Annotated in this window: 16 protein-coding genes; 8 read left to right on the forward strand and 8 right to left on the reverse strand. The window is 75.2% G+C overall.

Going from position 1 to position 14424, the window contains the following annotated elements:
* Positions 1-76: 76 nt before the first annotated feature.
* Positions 77-1330, forward strand: coding sequence for a GNAT family N-acetyltransferase (locus tag AMK24_RS24695; RefSeq protein ID WP_073771066.1), 1254 nt, complete (start codon positions 77-79; stop codon positions 1328-1330).
* Positions 1331-1471: 141 nt separating this feature from the next.
* Here AMK24_RS24695 and AMK24_RS24700 read toward each other — a convergent pair whose 3' ends face one another.
* Together AMK24_RS24700 and AMK24_RS24705 are read right to left on the reverse strand one after the other, a co-directional pair.
* Positions 1472-2311 (reverse strand): ABC transporter permease, encoded by an 840-nt coding sequence (locus tag AMK24_RS24700; RefSeq protein WP_073771067.1) that lies wholly within the window; start codon positions 2309-2311, stop codon positions 1472-1474.
* Positions 2304-3413, reverse strand: a complete 1110-nt coding sequence (locus tag AMK24_RS24705) for an ATP-binding cassette domain-containing protein (RefSeq protein WP_079190629.1) — start codon at positions 3411-3413, stop codon at positions 2304-2306. Before AMK24_RS24705 ends, AMK24_RS24700 begins: the two co-directional genes overlap by 8 nt.
* A gap of 133 nt (positions 3414-3546) precedes the next feature.
* On the opposite strand from AMK24_RS24705, the gene AMK24_RS24710 reads away from it, so the two are divergent.
* On the forward strand, positions 3547-4350 hold the full coding sequence (locus AMK24_RS24710) for a TetR/AcrR family transcriptional regulator (RefSeq protein ID WP_073771068.1): 804 nt from the start codon (positions 3547-3549) through the stop codon (positions 4348-4350).
* 202 nt (positions 4351-4552) lie between these two features.
* Entirely contained in the window at positions 4553-5191 is a 639-nt protein-coding gene (locus tag AMK24_RS24715) for a TetR family transcriptional regulator (RefSeq protein ID WP_073771164.1), read from the forward strand.
* Between the two features lie 8 nt (positions 5192-5199).
* Here AMK24_RS24715 and AMK24_RS24720 read toward each other — a convergent pair whose 3' ends face one another.
* From AMK24_RS24720 to AMK24_RS24730, 3 genes are all read right to left on the reverse strand, one after another.
* Positions 5200-6033 (reverse strand): phosphotransferase, encoded by an 834-nt coding sequence (locus AMK24_RS24720; RefSeq protein ID WP_384579262.1) that lies wholly within the window; start codon positions 6031-6033, stop codon positions 5200-5202.
* Complete coding sequence (locus AMK24_RS24725; RefSeq protein WP_073771165.1) at positions 6030-6650, reverse strand: HAD-IA family hydrolase; 621 nt, start codon at positions 6648-6650, stop codon at positions 6030-6032. Before AMK24_RS24725 ends, AMK24_RS24720 begins: the two co-directional genes overlap by 4 nt.
* Positions 6651-7030: 380 nt before the next feature.
* The gene (locus AMK24_RS24730) at positions 7031-8038 is read right to left on the reverse strand and encodes a peptidoglycan-binding protein (RefSeq protein WP_073771069.1); all 1008 of its coding nucleotides are present in this window, start codon (positions 8036-8038) and stop codon (positions 7031-7033) included.
* 416 nt (positions 8039-8454) lie between these two features.
* Here AMK24_RS24730 and AMK24_RS24735 point away from each other — a divergent pair, with 416 nt between their 5' ends.
* Positions 8455-8784, forward strand: coding sequence for a deoxyxylulose-5-phosphate synthase (locus AMK24_RS24735; protein ID WP_073771070.1), 330 nt, complete (start codon positions 8455-8457; stop codon positions 8782-8784).
* A 114-nt stretch (positions 8785-8898) separates the two neighbouring features.
* Here the strand turns inward: AMK24_RS24735 and AMK24_RS24740 are convergent, their stop codons facing one another.
* Positions 8899-9771: an alpha/beta fold hydrolase gene (locus AMK24_RS24740; protein ID WP_073771071.1), complete on the reverse strand. Its 873-nt coding sequence runs from the start codon at positions 9769-9771 to the stop codon at positions 8899-8901.
* Positions 9772-9988: 217 nt separating this feature from the next.
* Between AMK24_RS24740 and AMK24_RS24745 the strand changes: the two genes are divergently transcribed.
* On the forward strand, positions 9989-10714 hold the full coding sequence (locus AMK24_RS24745; protein WP_073771072.1) for a class I SAM-dependent methyltransferase: 726 nt from the start codon (positions 9989-9991) through the stop codon (positions 10712-10714).
* Positions 10715-10755: 41 nt separating this feature from the next.
* On the opposite strand, the gene AMK24_RS24750 is transcribed toward AMK24_RS24745, so the two are convergent.
* On the reverse strand, positions 10756-11115 hold the full coding sequence (locus tag AMK24_RS24750) for a GNAT family N-acetyltransferase (protein ID WP_242435240.1): 360 nt from the start codon (positions 11113-11115) through the stop codon (positions 10756-10758).
* A gap of 164 nt (positions 11116-11279) precedes the next feature.
* Between AMK24_RS24750 and AMK24_RS24755 the strand changes: the two genes are divergently transcribed.
* The 3 genes from AMK24_RS24755 to AMK24_RS24765 all read left to right on the forward strand — a co-directional run bounded on the left by AMK24_RS24755 (position 11280) and on the right by AMK24_RS24765 (position 12987).
* Positions 11280-11753 carry a helix-turn-helix domain-containing protein gene (locus AMK24_RS24755; protein WP_073771073.1) on the forward strand — a complete coding sequence of 158 codons (474 nt, stop codon included), beginning with the start codon at positions 11280-11282 and terminating at the stop codon, positions 11751-11753.
* Between the two features lie 33 nt (positions 11754-11786).
* On the forward strand, positions 11787-12500 hold the full coding sequence (locus tag AMK24_RS24760) for a hypothetical protein (RefSeq protein ID WP_073771074.1): 714 nt from the start codon (positions 11787-11789) through the stop codon (positions 12498-12500).
* Between the two features lie 151 nt (positions 12501-12651).
* Entirely contained in the window at positions 12652-12987 is a 336-nt protein-coding gene (locus tag AMK24_RS24765; RefSeq protein WP_073771075.1) for a DUF2516 family protein, read from the forward strand.
* Here the strand turns inward: AMK24_RS24765 and AMK24_RS24770 are convergent.
* The gene (locus AMK24_RS24770) at positions 12969-14423 is read right to left on the reverse strand and encodes a PP2C family protein-serine/threonine phosphatase (protein ID WP_073771076.1); all 1455 of its coding nucleotides are present in this window, start codon (positions 14421-14423) and stop codon (positions 12969-12971) included. The genes AMK24_RS24765 and AMK24_RS24770 overlap by 19 nt on opposite strands.
* Position 14424: the final 1 nt, after the last annotated feature.

The raw sequence follows: 14424 nt of genomic DNA on the forward strand, positions 1-14424 counted from the left end.
CCGCCTTGCGATGCACCGCATCTGACGCCGCGCACTGATCCACCGGGAACTACGGGACAGCCCTTAGCGTGGAGGAATGAGCCTTGATCCCCGCACCGTCGCCCCGTCCGAGTTCCCCGACTGGATGAGGGCGGTGCGGACCGGCTTCCTGACCCCCGTGGAGAGGCCGGGCGAGGAGCTCGTCGCGGACCGCCTCGCCGAGATCGACCTCTCCCGCACGCAGGGCGTCTTCGACGCCGGCCGGTGCGTGGCGACGTTCCGCTCCTTCGCCCAGCGGCTGACCGTGGTCGGCGGGGCCACCGTGGCGTCCGACGGGATCACCGGGGTGACCGTGTCGCCCACGCACCGCCGACGCGGCCTGCTCAACCGGATGATGGCCGCGGAGCTGGCGGCGGCCAAGGAACGCGGGGAGGTGGTCGCCTCGCTGATCGCCGCCGAGTACCCGATCTACGGACGGTACGGCTTCGGCCCCGCCTCCTGGACCGCCGAGTGGGAGGTCTCCGTGCACCGGGCCGGGCTCGACCCGCGCCGCTCCGGGCAGCCGGCGGACGGGGGGCGGATCGAGATGGTGGACGGCGCGGACATCCGCACGTTCGGCCCCGAGGTGCACGCGGCGCTGGCGGCCCGGAAGCCCGGCGTCGTCAGCCGCGGCGAGCGGTGGTGGCGGCAGTGCACGGGCGTCGCGCCCCGCAGGGCGGACGAGAAGTGGGAGGAGCCGTTCTACGTGGTGCACCGCTCCGCCGACGGCGAGGTCGACGGCCTGATGGTCTACGGCGTGGACGCCAAGTGGGGCGACGCCAAGCAGCCGCTGAACACCGCCTCCGTACGGGACATGATCGCGCTGAACCCGGCCGCGGAGCGGGCCCTGTGGCGCTACCTCTGCTCGGTCGACTGGGTCAGCACGGTCCGCTCCGGCTGCCGCGCCCCCGACGACCTGCTTCCGCTGCTGCTCCCCGACCCCCGCGCGGCCCGCCTGGTCACCCACGCGGACTGGCTGTGGCTGCGGATGCTGGACGTGCCGCGCGCCCTGGAGGCCCGGACCTACGCCGTCGAGGCGTCGCTCGTCCTGGACGTCCGGGACGGGACGGGGCCGGCCGGGGGCCGCTTCCTGCTGGACGCCTCGGACGGCGGCGCCCGCTGCGTCCCCACCACCCGGAGCGCCGATCTCGCCCTGGACGTCGCGGAGTTGGCCACGCTGTACCTGGGCGACGAGTCCGTGCGCCGGCTGGTGGACCTCGGCCGGGCGGAGGAGCTGCGGGCGGGTGCGGCGACGACGGCGGACGCCGTGTTCCGTACGGGCCGGCGGCCGTGGTGCCCGGACGTGTTCTGAGCCTGCCCGCCCGGACCCTGCCCGCCCGGACCCGGCCCGCCCGGACCCGGCCCGCCCGGACCCGGCCGGGGCGGCCCCCGGCCTTTCGACGCGGGCCCCGGGCCTTTCGGGGCGGGGCCCGCCCGCTTCCGCCCTCCGGAGTCAGCGCGTCCGGACGCGGAACAGGGGCCCGGAGGCGGCGACCGCCGCGGCGAGCATCCCGGCCGCCCAGGCGAGCGCGACCCAGGGGGTGCCGCCCATCTCCTCGCCGAGCAGCAGCCCGCGCAGGGACTCGATGGCCGGGGTGATCGGCTGGTGGTCGGCGAAGCCGTGCAGCCACTCGGGCATCGACGAGGTGGGGACGAACGCGCTGCTCGGATACGGCAGGAACGACATGAAGAACGTGAAGCCGCTCGCCGCCTCCGGGGTCCGGGCGAGCAGGCCGATCACCGCCGAGATCCAGGACAGGGCCACGATGTAGGCGACCAGGACGAGGGCCGCCAGGAGCCAACCGCGCCAGGAGGCGGCGGGCCGGAAGCCGATCAGCAGCGCGACGCCGAAGACCAGGGCGGTGGCGCAGAGGTTGCGGACGGTGCTGGCCGCCACGTGCCCGGCGAGTACCGGCGTACCGCCCACGTCGAGGGAGCGGAAGCGGTCGATGACGCCGCCCTTCATGTCCTCGCTGACGGCGGTGGCGGTAGTCGCCGCGCCGAATCCGGCGGACAGGAGCAGGACGCCCGGGACGACGTACATGACGTAGGAGTCGTACTCCGTCCCGGTGTCGATCGCGCCGCCGAAGAAGTGGACGAAGATCAGCATCAGCATGATCGGCAGGGCCAGGGACGTGATCAGCGCGTCGACGTTGCGACTGCTGAGGCGCAGGGCGCGGGCGGTCATGACGGCGGTGTGGGTGAGCGGGCCGGCCCCGCGGCCGCGGCCTTTGGCGGCCGTGCCGGTGGGCCGGACCGGGGCGCTCCGGTGCTGGACGGCGGTGTCAGACATGGGCGGAGGCCTCCGGAGCGGTGGGCGGGTTCCCGGCGGCGGGACCGGCCGGGGCGGAGACCGCGGGCGGGCCCGCGGGGGCGGGCGAGGTCAGGTTCAGGAAGACGTCGTCGAGGGTCGTGGTGTGCAGGCTGAAGCGTTCGACGGCCTGGCGGTCGGGGTCGATATCGTCGAGCAGGGCGCGTACCCGGGCCGCCGAACCGTCGGTGGGCAGGCCGAGCGTCAACGCCTCGGGACAGTGGTGGACGGCCCGCCCCGCCAGCCGCAGATAGTCCTCGCGGCTGGTGAGGACCAGGTCGAGGCGGTGGCCGCCGATGCGGGCCTTGAGACCGGCGGCGGTGCCCTCGGCGGCGATCCGGCCCCGGTCCAGCAGGGCGATCCGGTCGGCGAGGCGGTCGGCCTCCTCCAGGTACTGGGTGGTGAGGAGCACGGTCGCGCCGCGTGCGGCCAGTTCGCGGACGACCTCCCACAGCTCCTGGCGGCTGCGCGGGTCCAGGCCGGTGGTCGGCTCGTCCAGGAAGAACACCTCGGGCTGGGGCGAACCGACCAGGCCGGCGGCCAGGTCCAGGCGGCGGCGCATCCCCCCGGAGTACGTCCGCACGAGGCGGCGGCCGGCCGCGGTGAGGTCGAAGCGCTCCAGCAGCTCCGCCGCCCGCCGCCGGGCGGCGGGGCCCGACCGCCCGGTGAGCCGGGCCGCCATCCGCAGGTTCTCCTCGCCGGTCAGGGCCTCGTCGACGGCGGCGAACTGGCCGGTGAGGCTGATCGACCGGCGTACCGCGCTCCGCTCGGCGGCGACGTCGTGGCCGGCGACGCGGGCGGTTCCGGAGTCGGCGTCGGTCAACGTGGCGAGGATGCGCACGGTGGTGGTCTTGCCGGCGCCGTTCGGCCCGAGGAGGGAGAAGACGGTGCCGCGTTCGACCCGCAGGTCGATGCCGTCGAGCACCCGGACGGCGGGCTTTCCGTAGGACTTGGTGAGGCCGCGCGCCTCGATGGCGGTGGCGGCGTCGGGCGTGGTGGCGGCGGTCTCGATCGTGGTGGCGGCGGGCGCGTGTCCCGTGGTGGCGGCGGGTGCGTGTCCGCTCGGCCGGATCGGCTGGGCCATGTCCGGGCCCCCCTTCTGCGTATGACATACGCGTTACTGCGTAAGCATTACGCATCCTTAGGATGGGGTCAAGGCGTACGGGGGCGCGGAGCAGGGCGTCGGCGGGGCCGGGACGCCGGGCGAAGGGGATGCGGTGACGGACAAGAACGGCTCGGGCGGCGGCGATCTGCCGACCAGCCTGGAGGCGGCCTGGGGGCTGCGGGGCCGCCCGGCCAAGGGCCCGAAGCCGGGTCTGAGCCTGGAGCGGATCGTCGCGGCGGCGGTGGGCGTCGCGGCGGCGGACGGACTCGCGGCGGTGTCGATGGGCCGGGTCGCCCAGGAGCTGGGCGCGTCCACGATGTCCCTGTACCGGTACGTCTCCGCCAAGGACGAGCTGTACGTCCTGATGCAGGAAGAGGCCCTCGGCGCGCCGGAGCCGCTGACGGCCCTCGCGAACGGCGCGGGCTGGCGGGCGGCGCTCGCCGAGTGGGCGGCCGCCCAGCGCAGCCGTTACCACGACCACCTCTGGGCGCTCCGCATCCCGATCGGCGGCCCGCCCGCCACGCCGAACTCGATCGCGTGGTGGGAGCAGGGGCTCCAGGCGCTGGAAGGCAGCGGCCTCTGCGAGGGCGACAAGACCTCGGTGATCCTGCTGGTCTCCAACTTCATCCGCAGCGAGGCGCTGATGATGAGCGACCTGGCGGCAGCCGCCGTCGCCCGCGGGATGGGGCCCGAGGAGCTGGCGGCCTCCCACGAGCGCACCCTCAAGCGGCTCGTCGACCCCGTGCGGCACCCCGGGGTCGCCCGGCAGCTGTCCTCCGGAATGATGAGCGAGCCGGACGACCCGGAGTACGAGTTCACCTTCGGCATGGGGGTGCTGCTGGACGGGGTGGCGGAGCTGATCCGGAAGGCGGCGGACGGCCCCGGCGGCCAGGGCGGCGGAACCAAGTCCGCTTGAGGCCAAGGGCGTACGCTTCATGGTCATGAACGGAGAGAGCGCCGGGAGCGGGGACGGAACCGGAACGGGGACCGGGGGCGGACAGGGCTCCGATCGGCGGACCCCCGGCGGGCAGGGCTCCGACGGGCCGGCCCCCGGGGGGCGGTTTCCCGGCGGGCAGGACCCCGGCGGGCAGGACCCCGGCGGGCGGGGGCCCGGCCGTGTGCGGGGGCGCCCCCCGGGGCCGGTCGGCCTGCGGGAGCGCAAGAAGCAGCTGACGTACCAGGCGGTCTCCGACGCCGCCGTCGCGCTGTTCCTGGAGCGCGGCTTCGACAAGGTGTCCGTGGCGGAGGTGGCGGCGGCGGCGGACATCTCCAAGCCGACGCTGTTCCGGTACTTCCCCGCCAAGGAGGACCTGGTCCTGCACCGGTTCGCCGACCACGAGGACGAGTCCGCCCGGGTGGTCGCCGCACGGCCCGCCGGGGAGAGCCCGCTGGACGCCCTGCACCGCCACTTCCTCGACGGCCTGGATCGCCGCGATCCGGTGACCGGCCTCTGCGACGCCCCCGAAGTGCTGGCGTTCCTCCGCCTGTTGTACGGAACACCCGCCCTGGTCGCCCGGCTGCACGCCTACCAGGGGCGCTCCGAGACCGCCCTCGCCGACGCCCTCGGCGGCGGACTGCCCGAGCGGCTGGCGGCCGGGCAGATCGTCGCCGTCCTGCGCATCCTGGCCCTGGACAACTGGCGGCGGATCGACGGGGGCGAGAGCGCGGCCCAGGTCCACGCGGGCGCGGTACGGGCGGCGGACAAGGCGTTCGCCCAGCTGCGGACGGGGCTGGAGCCCGCACCGCGCCACGGTTGAGCCGCGGTTCAGCCGGTGAGCAGGGCGGCGGCCGGCGTACGGCGGTGGGCCGCCGGCCACGTCTGGTGCCGGTCCCACACCGCCCGCCCGTTCTCCTCGTACGCCGCCGTGTACGCCGCGTCCCCCCGCGCCACCCGGTGCTCGACGAACGCCCGGCACACCGCGGTGGCCTGCTCGATCACCTCGGGCAGGGCGGCCCGGTCGGCCCGCCCGAGCCCGTAGCCGCCGGCCGGCACGCGCAGGCGGTGCGCCCGGTCGAGCCCGGCGCGGCCACGCATCGGCACCCAGTAGCGGGCGGCCATGGCCACGTCCCACACCGGTCGGCCGGGCGCGGCCAGGTCGAAGTCGATGAGCGCGGCGGCCCGCCCGCCCCGGAACACCACGTTCTCCAGGCACACGTCGTTGTGGCAGACCACGGCGCCGGGAGCCGCAGCCCCTTCCGGGTCGGCCAGACCGGTGGGCCGGCCCGCCGCCCCCTCCACCGGAACGGCCGCCGCCGCGTCGTGCATCCGGCGGAGCAGCGCCCCCACGGAGTGCAGGGCCTCGTCCGTCCAGGCCCAGGGCGGGTGCGGGGCGACGGCGACCTCACCGGGGACGTACGAGAGCCGTTCGCGCCGCCCGGAGGCGGAGAACCCGAGCGGTACGGGCAGGTCCGCGAACCCCCGCTCCCGCAGCGCCCGGAGGTGGGGGTGGAGGAGGGCGGCGTGCGGCGGGGCGGGGCGTTCGACGGTATCGCCGCGCCGGAGGACGGCCCCGGCATGGTCCAACCCGCCCGCCAGCACCTCCGGCCCGCCCCCGCCCGGCCCCCGTACCTCCGGCGCCTCCCGGTCCACGCCGCTCAGCCCGTCCGGCCGGGGCGCGGGGGCGCCGCCTCCGCACACGGGCCCAACGCCCGCCGGAGGTCGGCGGGTTCGCGGTAGAGGACGCCGGTCATGCCGAGGGCGACCGCCGCGTCGACGTTCTCCTGCCGGTCGTCCACGAACAGGCAACGGTCCAGCGGTACGCCCGCCCGGTCGGCCGCGATGCAATAGATGGCCGGATCGGGCTTGGCCACCTGCTCCACGGCGCTGCTCACGACCGCGTCGGCCAGCTCGTCCAGGCCCAACAGGGCGAGGTCGTCGTCCAGTTGCAGGGTCGCGTTGGTGACGAGGACCAGGGGCACACGGGTCCTGGCGCGGCGCAGCAGCGCCACCACCTCCTCGTCGGCCCGGAACGGCGCGTTCGCGAGGGCCCGGCCCAGGTCGCGCGCCCGGTCCTCGCCCACCCGGTCCGCGAGCGCGGCGGTGATGGACTCCACCCAGGCGTCCGGGGTGATCCGGCCCAGGAGCAGGGGGAGATCGACCTCGGGCGCGTACGCGACGTCCTCCGTGGCGCCCACCGGCAGTCCGGCGGCCCGCTCCAGGGCGGCCAGCGGGGCGGTGTCGTAGAAGCGGACGACGTTGTCGAGATCGCAGAGCACGGCGTCGAAGGCGCGACCGGTGGGTCCGGGAACGGTTCCGGGATCAGGGCCGGGTCCGGGGGCGGAATCGGAGCCGGGGCCGGAGGAGCCGGGGAGGGGGAGGGGCGGGTGGACGGGCGCGGCGAGGGCGGCCGGGATGTCGTCCGGGGCGGCGGCGGCCGAGGTGCGGTGGGGGTCGCCGGGGGCGTGGCCCGTACACGTACTCATGGCGGAACTCCTGCGGTGGCCGGCACATGGAACCGGTACCGGTGGTGCCGGTGGTGCGGGGGACGTGGTCGACCATAAACGGCCGCCGGACCGTTCACGGCCGACCACTGCCGCCCTGCCGGGCGGCCCGCGAGGCGCCACGCGTCACCGTGGGCCCCACACCTGTCGGCGGGTCAGCCGGTCAGCGCCCGCCAGGTCACCGGTCCCGCCTCGCCGTCGACCACCAGGCGGTTGACGCCCTGGTAGGCGCGTACGGCGGTCGTGGTGACGGAGCCGAACCCGCTGTCGACCGCCAGAGCGGCCCCGCGCTTGTTCAGCGCGGCCTGGAGGGCCCGGACGTGTGAGCCCTCGCCACCCTGCCGCAGTGTGTACACGAGCTCGGGCCAGGTGGCCGGGCCGACCTGCCCGTCGGCCGCCAGCCCCTGGGAGCGCTGGAACCGCTCGACGGCGTCCACGGAGACGGAACCGTACGCCCCGTCCACGGCCAACCGGTAGCCGCGCTGGTTCATCAGGTGCTGGATCACGACGACCGTCGCGCCCTTCGCGCCCGGATCGATCCGCGACCAGCCGCCGGCCAGGTCCACGCCCCGCGCGGCCAGGAAGGAGACCGGGTTGACCGTGGAGCCGAGGCTCCCGTTGTGGGTCTCGAAGTGGAGGTGGGGGCCGGTGACGTTGCCGGTGGCCCCCATGTCGGCGATGCGCTGGCCGGCCCTGACGGCGGCGTTCAGCCCGACGCGGTAGGCGCTGAGGTGGCCGTAGTAGGTGTACTGGCCGCCGCCGTGCGCGATCACCAGGGCGTTGCCGGTCCGGCCGGGCAGTCCGCCTCCCCACGACCGGCGGACGACGGTACCGGCGGCGGCCGCGTAGACGGCGGTGCCGGTGGAGTTGCTGACGTCCTGCCCGGCGTGGGACGCGCCGCCGCGGGGCGCGCCGTAGTGGCCCCCGGCCGGGAACCGCCCCAGGGCCGGGCAGGCCCAGGCCCCGTTCCTGGCGGCTGCCGCCGCTGCCGCGGTCACCGCCTCCGCTTCCGCCGCGGCGGCGGCTCCGGCCGGCAGGCTCACGGCGAGCGCGCCGAGGCCCAGACCGGCCAGCAGCCCGCGCCGGGACAGCCCCGGGAAGGAGTCCGTCGAATCAGCGGGCAGGGGGCTCGGTGCGGTGGCGGTCACACAGGACTGGCACATCGGGTCTCCCTCGAAGCGGTCGGGCGCGCGGGCGGGCCGGGTACGGGGTGAGCGGGGTGCGAGGCGAGCGGGATACGGAACAGCGGGTACGGGGGTCTACCCGCATAGACGCTAGAGGCGGCCGGTGGTCCTGTCAGGGGCCCCCGGGCCCACGGCGGGCCCAGCGCAGGGCCCAGAGCGGGCCCAGGGGCGAGTCCGGCCGGGATCAGGACCGGCGGGCGAAACGGGCGGAGCCGACGGGGGCGGGGCTCAGACATCGGAGGGGGGTGAAACGGAGGAGGCCGGGGGTGAGAGCCGGGGGAGGGGCGAGAGCCGAGGGCGCCGGGCGAGAGCCGAGGGCGCCAGGGGGCGAGAACCGGTGGGGCCGGGACGAAAACCGGTGGGGGCGGTGCCGGGGCGCCGCCTACGATCGCCGGATGCCGCCCTCGAAGACCTCGTACGTCTGCCTTCCCTGCCGGGCCTCGTACAAGCAGTCCTACGGCCCGCAGCGTGAACGGGCCTGTCCGCGCTGCGCCGGGGCGCTGATCCACGTGGGGTCGGCGTTCGCCGCGCCGCCGCGCCGCGACCGGGCGGCCTGGCGGACGCTCTCGGTCCTGCTGAACGCGGGCGTCCGCTTCCACAAGAGCTGCTGCGGCGGCCCGGGGTACCGTCCGCGCACGCTGTCCGAGGTGCGCGAACGCATCGCGTATGCGGAACGGGCCGGGATCGCGTACGCGGAGGCGCTGGTTCGCCCCGAAGTGCCATGACGCATCGGGGGAAGTGAGCGCACCGGTCCGCGCCCCCGGGCCGTGCCCCGTCCGGTCCCGCCGCACCCGCGCCCCCGGGCCGGGCGGGGGCGCGGGGGCCAGGACTCCGCGGGGTCAGGACTCCGTGGGGGTCGCCGGCCCCGCGAGGCCGGCGAGCAGTTCGGCGGCGGGCCCGGGGTGGACGAGCCAGTGCAGATGGCTGCCGTCGAGGGTGTGCACGTCGAAGGGGTTGTCGGGCGTGAGCGCGTCGGCCTCCCGGATCATGCGGTCCTGCACGGCGGGCGGCAGGCTGGCGTCGGCGGCCAGGCGCACATAGCTCCGGGGCACCGTGCCCCAGGTCGCGGCCTGCGCCCGGTCGGCGGTCGTACCGGCGTCGAGGCTCTCGTCGGGCTGGAAGGTGTTGAGGAAGGTGCGGAACTCGTCGTCGGTGAGGTCGGCGGCGAACGCCTCCCGGAACGCGGTGAGCGCCGTCGCGTCGGCGGTACGGAAGTTGACCCGCAGCAGCCCGAGTTCGCCGGGATTCCCCAGGAGCGCGGTGGCGAAGGCGCCCGCGTCCACGTCCGCCATCTCCGGTTCGGCGTAGTAGCCCGCCACGTCCAGTTCGACGGGGCACCAGGCGGAGACGTACACGATCCGGTCGATCAGGTCGGGCCGCGCGTTGGCGACGGCGGTGATGGTGACGCCGCCCCGGCTGTGGCCGACCAGGACGGTGGGCCCGTTCCGCCTGGCCCGTTCCAGGGCCTCGATCACCCGGGTGACGTTGTCGGCGAGCGTGACCCCTTTGATGCCGCCCGGCTCCGCGGCGAGGCCGGCGAGGTCCTGAGGAGACTGGTAAGCGGCGGGGAAGGTGGCTTCGAAGCCGTGGCCGGGAAGGTCGACCGCGGCCGACCGGTGCCCGAGCAGGGCGAGTTCGGACTGCAGCGGCGCGAACGAGAAGGAGTTCGCGAAGGCTCCGTGGACAAGGACGAAGGTCGGCGGTTTATGCATGCCTCACCCTCCCAACAGAACGATCATCCGGACAAGGGCCGGGGTCCGAGGAGGCAGGGGCCTCCACGCAGCCCTGACGACCGTACGGACGCGGGGAAAGGTCGCGGGCCCGGGGCGGGCCCGGGCCCCGCCCAGGTGCCCTGACCGGCCCCGGCACAGGACGGAAGCGACCGGAAACGGGTGGCCTTTCCCGACCGGCTTCCCTACGTTCGGCGGCATGGCCGACGCATGCTTCGCTCATCCGCGGCTCGCCGCGATCTACGACCCCCTCGACCCCGACCGCGGCGATCTCGACGCGTACGTCGCGATGGCGGAGGAGTTCGGGGCACGCCGCGTGCTCGACATCGGCTGCGGAACAGGGGTGTTCGCCCTTCTGCTGGCCGGACGCGGCCTCGACGTCGTGGGCGTCGATCCCGCCCGGGCGTCCATCGAGGTGGCCCGGGCCAAACCGGGCGGCGAGCAGGTGCGCTGGATCTGCGGTGATGCCGCAGCCCTTCCGCCGATGCGTGCCGACCTGGCGACCATGACGGCGAACGTCGCCCAGGAGATCGCCGATCCGCAGGCGTGGCGCGCCACCCTGCGGGGGGTGTACGGGGCACTGCGGCCCGGCGGCCGCCTGGTCTTCGAGACCCGGAACCCGGCCGCGCGCGCCTGGGAGGGGTGGAACCGCGAGACGTCCTTCCGTGTGACGGAGATCCCGGGCATCGGCGCGGTCGAGAGCTGGGTGGAGGTGACGGGGACGAGCGGGCCTCTGGTCTCCTTCCGCTGGACGTACGTGTTCGCGGCCGACGGGGAGGTGCTGACCTCGGACTCCACCTTGCGTTTCCGCGGACGGGAGGAAATCGAGGCGGAGTTGACCGCGCGGGGGTTCACGGTGGAGGACGTACGCGACGCGCCCGACCGGCCGGGCAGGGAGTTCGTCCTCGTCGCGCGCCGCTCATGACGTCGAGGGCCAGTGCCCCCGCCGGTGTGTGGCCCGCGGACCTACTGCCCCCGGGCCGGCTGGTCGGCGATCAACAGGGTGGTGCCGGCCGGCCGGAAACCCGGGCGGGCGTAGATCCGGGCGACGGCGGCCTCCGCATAGGCGAGGAAGACGGTGTGCACGCCGTGGTCGCGGGCGTGGGCGGCCAGGGCCGCCATGACCGCCGCGACCAGGCCCTGGCGGCGGGCTGCGGGAAGCGTGCCGATCCCGCCGATCTCGGTGATGCCCCGCGCCGGGTGGTAGTGGCCCGACGCGAGAGGCGTGCCGTCCGGTGCGAAGGCGGCGGCGAGGACTTTGCGGCCGGTGAGGAGCGTGGGGCGGATCGTCGCCACCGTGCCGTCCGCCACGAGCTTTTCGGCCACCGCCGCCAGCTCTGTCCGGCCCGCCGGGCCCACCGCCGTGCCCCCTGCCGCGACGCCCGCCGCCCGGCCGCGGTGCGACGGTCACACGGGCGTACCGCCGTGGCGTGGGACACTTTTGCAAGCGCCTGCTTGCAATTGTTAGCAACGGTGTGCAGTATCGAGTCATGGCATCACTCAACGTCGGCAATCTCGGGGAGTACCTGCGGGAGCAGCGCCGTGCGGCGCAGCTCTCGTTGCGGCAGCTCGCCGATGCCACCGGGGTGTCGAACCCGTATCTCAGCCAGATCGAGCGCGGTCTGCGCAAGCCCAGTGCGGACGTGCTCCAGCAGGTCGCCAAGGCGCTGCGGATCTCGGCCGAGACCCTGTACGTGCGTGCGGGGATCCTCGACGAGCGGGAGCGGGAGGAGCTGGAGACGCGGGCGGTCATTCTGGCCGATCCGTCGATCAACGAGCGGCAGAAGAGCGTTCTGCTGCAGATCTACGACTCCTTCCGCCGCGAGAACGGGTACGACCCCGGGCCCGGCACGGACACGGGGCCCGACGCGGACGCCGAAGCCGGCGCCGGGCGCGATGCCGGGGACCGTGACGGCGACGATGCCGGTGCGGACGCCAAGGAAGACCACGACCCTCACAGCTGACAGCTGGTTCGATGATCCGGGAGGACCACAGTCATGGCCATCACCGATGACCTGCGCAAGACCCTCACCGACCCCACCCCCCTCTACTTCGCCGCAGGCACGGCCGACCTGGCCGTGCAGCAGGCGCTCAAGATCCCGGCGCTGATCGAGCAGCTGCGGGCCGACGCGCCCGAGCGGATCGACGCCGTGCGCAACACCGACCCCAAGGTCGTGCAGGAGAAGGTGGCCACGCAGGCCAAGGAGGCCCAGGCCACCGTGCAGGCGAAGGTCACCGAGGTGTTCGGCTCGTTCGACGCCGCCGACCTGAAGAAGCTGGGGGAGACCGCCCAGGACCTGGCGCTCCGCGGTGTGGGCGTGGCCGCCGAGTACGCGGTCAAGGCCCGTGAGGCGTACGAGAAGGTCGCCGAGCACGGCGAGCAGACCGTACGGACCTGGCGCGGCGAGACGGCCGACGAGATCGTCGAGATCGCCGCCGTCATCGAGGCCGACCCGAAGAGCGAGGCGAAGGCCGACGCGAAGGCCGCTCCCAAGGGTGCGGCCGGGACTGCCCCCGCGACCGGCGGCTCCGTGAAGGCCGCCGCCACGAAGCCCGCACCGGCGAAGCCCGCCGCCACGAAGGCCGCCGCCGCGAAGCCTGCCACCACGAAGGCCGCGCCCGCCGCCGAGGCGAAGGCCGCGTCCGCGAAGAAGGCGCCCGCGCCGCGCAAGCCCGCGGCCGGGAAGACCACGCCGCCCGCCGACGCGTGACCCCTACGGGGCCCCTGAGGGTTCTGTCCGGGGGACGGTACGCGTGACCGGGACGCGGGGCGGGCACCATGTCGGGTGGCCGGTTCGTTGTCCCGGTACCTTGGCCCTCTCGGCCGCAGGGCGCTCCTCCACTCACTAGGCGGTACACACCATGTTGCTCTCAGCGTTCGGCTCGCTCCTCCAGCTGCTCTATCTGGCGATGCTGGTGCTGGCCGTGGTCGCCTTCGTCTTCGCGGCGACCGCGCGTGAGGACGCCTACCGGGCCGCCGACAAGAAGCAGAAGTCCTTCTGGCTGGTGATCCTGGGCGTCGCCGTCGCGGTGAACCTGCTCATCCCGATGCTCTTCCTGCAGCTCGCGGGCGTGGTCGCGTCGATCGTGTTCATGGTCGACGTGCGTCCCGCGCTCAAGGCGGTCTCCGGTGGCGGGGGCCGCAGGGGCGGCTCCAGCAGCGACGGCCCGTACGGGCCCTACAACGGCGGGCGCTGAGCCCCCGCCCTCGCGGGCGGGGAGGACGGCGGCCGGTCGACGGACGCGGGGCGGGAGCGCGGTGCGCTGCCGCCCCGTCGGCGTATCAGCTCCGGGTCGCGGCCCAGCAGCAGGACCGCCACGTCGTCGGTCAGCTCGCCGCCGTTCAACTCCCGCACCTCGGCGACCGCCGCCTCCAGCAGCTCCTCGCCCGTCAGCCCCTGCTCCAGCCGGCTGTTGACCATCGCCGCCATGCCGTCCTGGCCCAGCCGCTCGCTGCCGCCGCCTCCCACCCGCCCCTCGATGAGCCCGTCCGTGTACAGCATCAGGCTCCAGGCGCTGCCCAGTTCGACCTGGCGGCGCGGCCACCGGGCACGCGGCAGCAGCCCCAGCGCCGGGCCGCCGTCCTCGTACGGCAGCAACCGCGCGGGCCGTCCGTGGCGGGCCAGCAGCGGCGCGGGGTGTCCGGCCAGGCAGAGCCCGGCCTGCCGCCCGTCCGGCGCGATGTCGACCGTGCAGACGGTCGCGAAGATCTCCTCGCTCTGCCGCTCGTGCTCCAGCACCTGCTGGAGCGTGGCGAGCAGATCGTCCCCGCACAGCCCGGCCAGCGTCAGCGCCCGCCAGGCGATCCGCAGCTCGACGCCGAGCGCGGCCTCGTCCGGACCGTGGCCGCAGACGTCGCCGATCATCGCGTGCACCGTGCCGTCCGGGGTGCGGACGACGTCGTAGAAGTCGCCGCCGAGGAGGGCGCGGCTGCGGCCGGGGCGGTAGCGGGCGGCGAAGCTCAGGCCGGAGCCGTCCAGCAGCGGGGTCGGGAGCAGGCCGCGCTCCAGGCGGGCGTTCTCCTGGGCGCGCAGGCGGGACTCGGTGAGCTGGTGCTGGGCGGTGTCGGCGCGCTTGCGCTCCACGGCGTACCGGATGGCGCGGCTCAGGAGGCGCGCGTCCAGCTCGCCCCGGAAGAGGTAGTCCTGCGCCCCGACCCGCACGGCCTCGGCCGCCAGCTCCGCGTCGTCCTGCGCGGTCAGCGCGAGGACGGCGTGGAGCGGCGCGAGGCGCAGGACGTGGGTGAGGGCGGCCAGCTCGTCGGCCCGCGCGGAGGCGTGCTCCGGACCGGGGCCGCCGTCCACCGCGCCGCTGCCCCCGGCCGCTCGGGCACTGCCGGGCGCTCCGGCCCCGGGGGCGCCGCCGGTTCCGGGGGCGGAGGCGGTCGGGGCGGCGCCGGTGACCGGCAGGGCGAGGTCCAGCAGGATGCAGTCGACGTCGTCGGTGAGCAGCCGCGCGGCCTCGGTGAGGTTGCGGGCGGTACGGACGCGCACCCGGGTTCCGGCCGCTGCCGAGAGCTCGGGGGCGGTGATGGTGGTGCCCGCCGGGTCGTCCTCGATCACCAGCAGGGTGAGGTCGCCGTGCGAGGTCTCCGCAGCGGGAACGGATCGCTGCTGCGGTACGGGTACGGGCATC

The sequence above is a fragment of the Streptomyces sp. CB02366 genome (assembly GCF_001905905.1).
Lineage (GTDB): Bacteria > Actinomycetota > Actinomycetes > Streptomycetales > Streptomycetaceae > Streptomyces.

Excerpts from the sequence above, each read along its gene's own strand:
- AMK24_RS24755 (WP_073771073.1), top strand. The coding sequence starts at position 11,280 with ATGGCATCACTCAACGTCGGCAATCTCGGGGAGTACCTGCGGGAGCAG.
- AMK24_RS24695 (WP_073771066.1), top strand. The coding sequence starts at position 77 with ATGAGCCTTGATCCCCGCACCGTCGCCCCGTCCGAGTTCCCCGACTGG.
- AMK24_RS24770 (WP_073771076.1), bottom strand. The coding sequence starts at position 14,423 with ATGCCCGTACCCGTACCGCAGCAGCGATCCGTTCCCGCTGCGGAGACC.
- AMK24_RS24740 (WP_073771071.1), bottom strand. The coding sequence starts at position 9,771 with ATGCATAAACCGCCGACCTTCGTCCTTGTCCACGGAGCCTTCGCGAAC.
- AMK24_RS24760 (WP_073771074.1), top strand. The coding sequence starts at position 11,787 with ATGGCCATCACCGATGACCTGCGCAAGACCCTCACCGACCCCACCCCC.
- AMK24_RS24765 (WP_073771075.1), top strand. The coding sequence starts at position 12,652 with ATGTTGCTCTCAGCGTTCGGCTCGCTCCTCCAGCTGCTCTATCTGGCG.
- AMK24_RS24735 (WP_073771070.1), top strand. The coding sequence starts at position 8,455 with ATGCCGCCCTCGAAGACCTCGTACGTCTGCCTTCCCTGCCGGGCCTCG.
- AMK24_RS24745 (WP_073771072.1), top strand. The coding sequence starts at position 9,989 with ATGGCCGACGCATGCTTCGCTCATCCGCGGCTCGCCGCGATCTACGAC.
- AMK24_RS24700 (WP_073771067.1), bottom strand. The coding sequence starts at position 2,311 with ATGTCTGACACCGCCGTCCAGCACCGGAGCGCCCCGGTCCGGCCCACC.
- AMK24_RS24705 (WP_079190629.1), bottom strand. The coding sequence starts at position 3,413 with ATGGCCCAGCCGATCCGGCCGAGCGGACACGCACCCGCCGCCACCACG.
- AMK24_RS24730 (WP_073771069.1), bottom strand. The coding sequence starts at position 8,038 with ATGTGCCAGTCCTGTGTGACCGCCACCGCACCGAGCCCCCTGCCCGCT.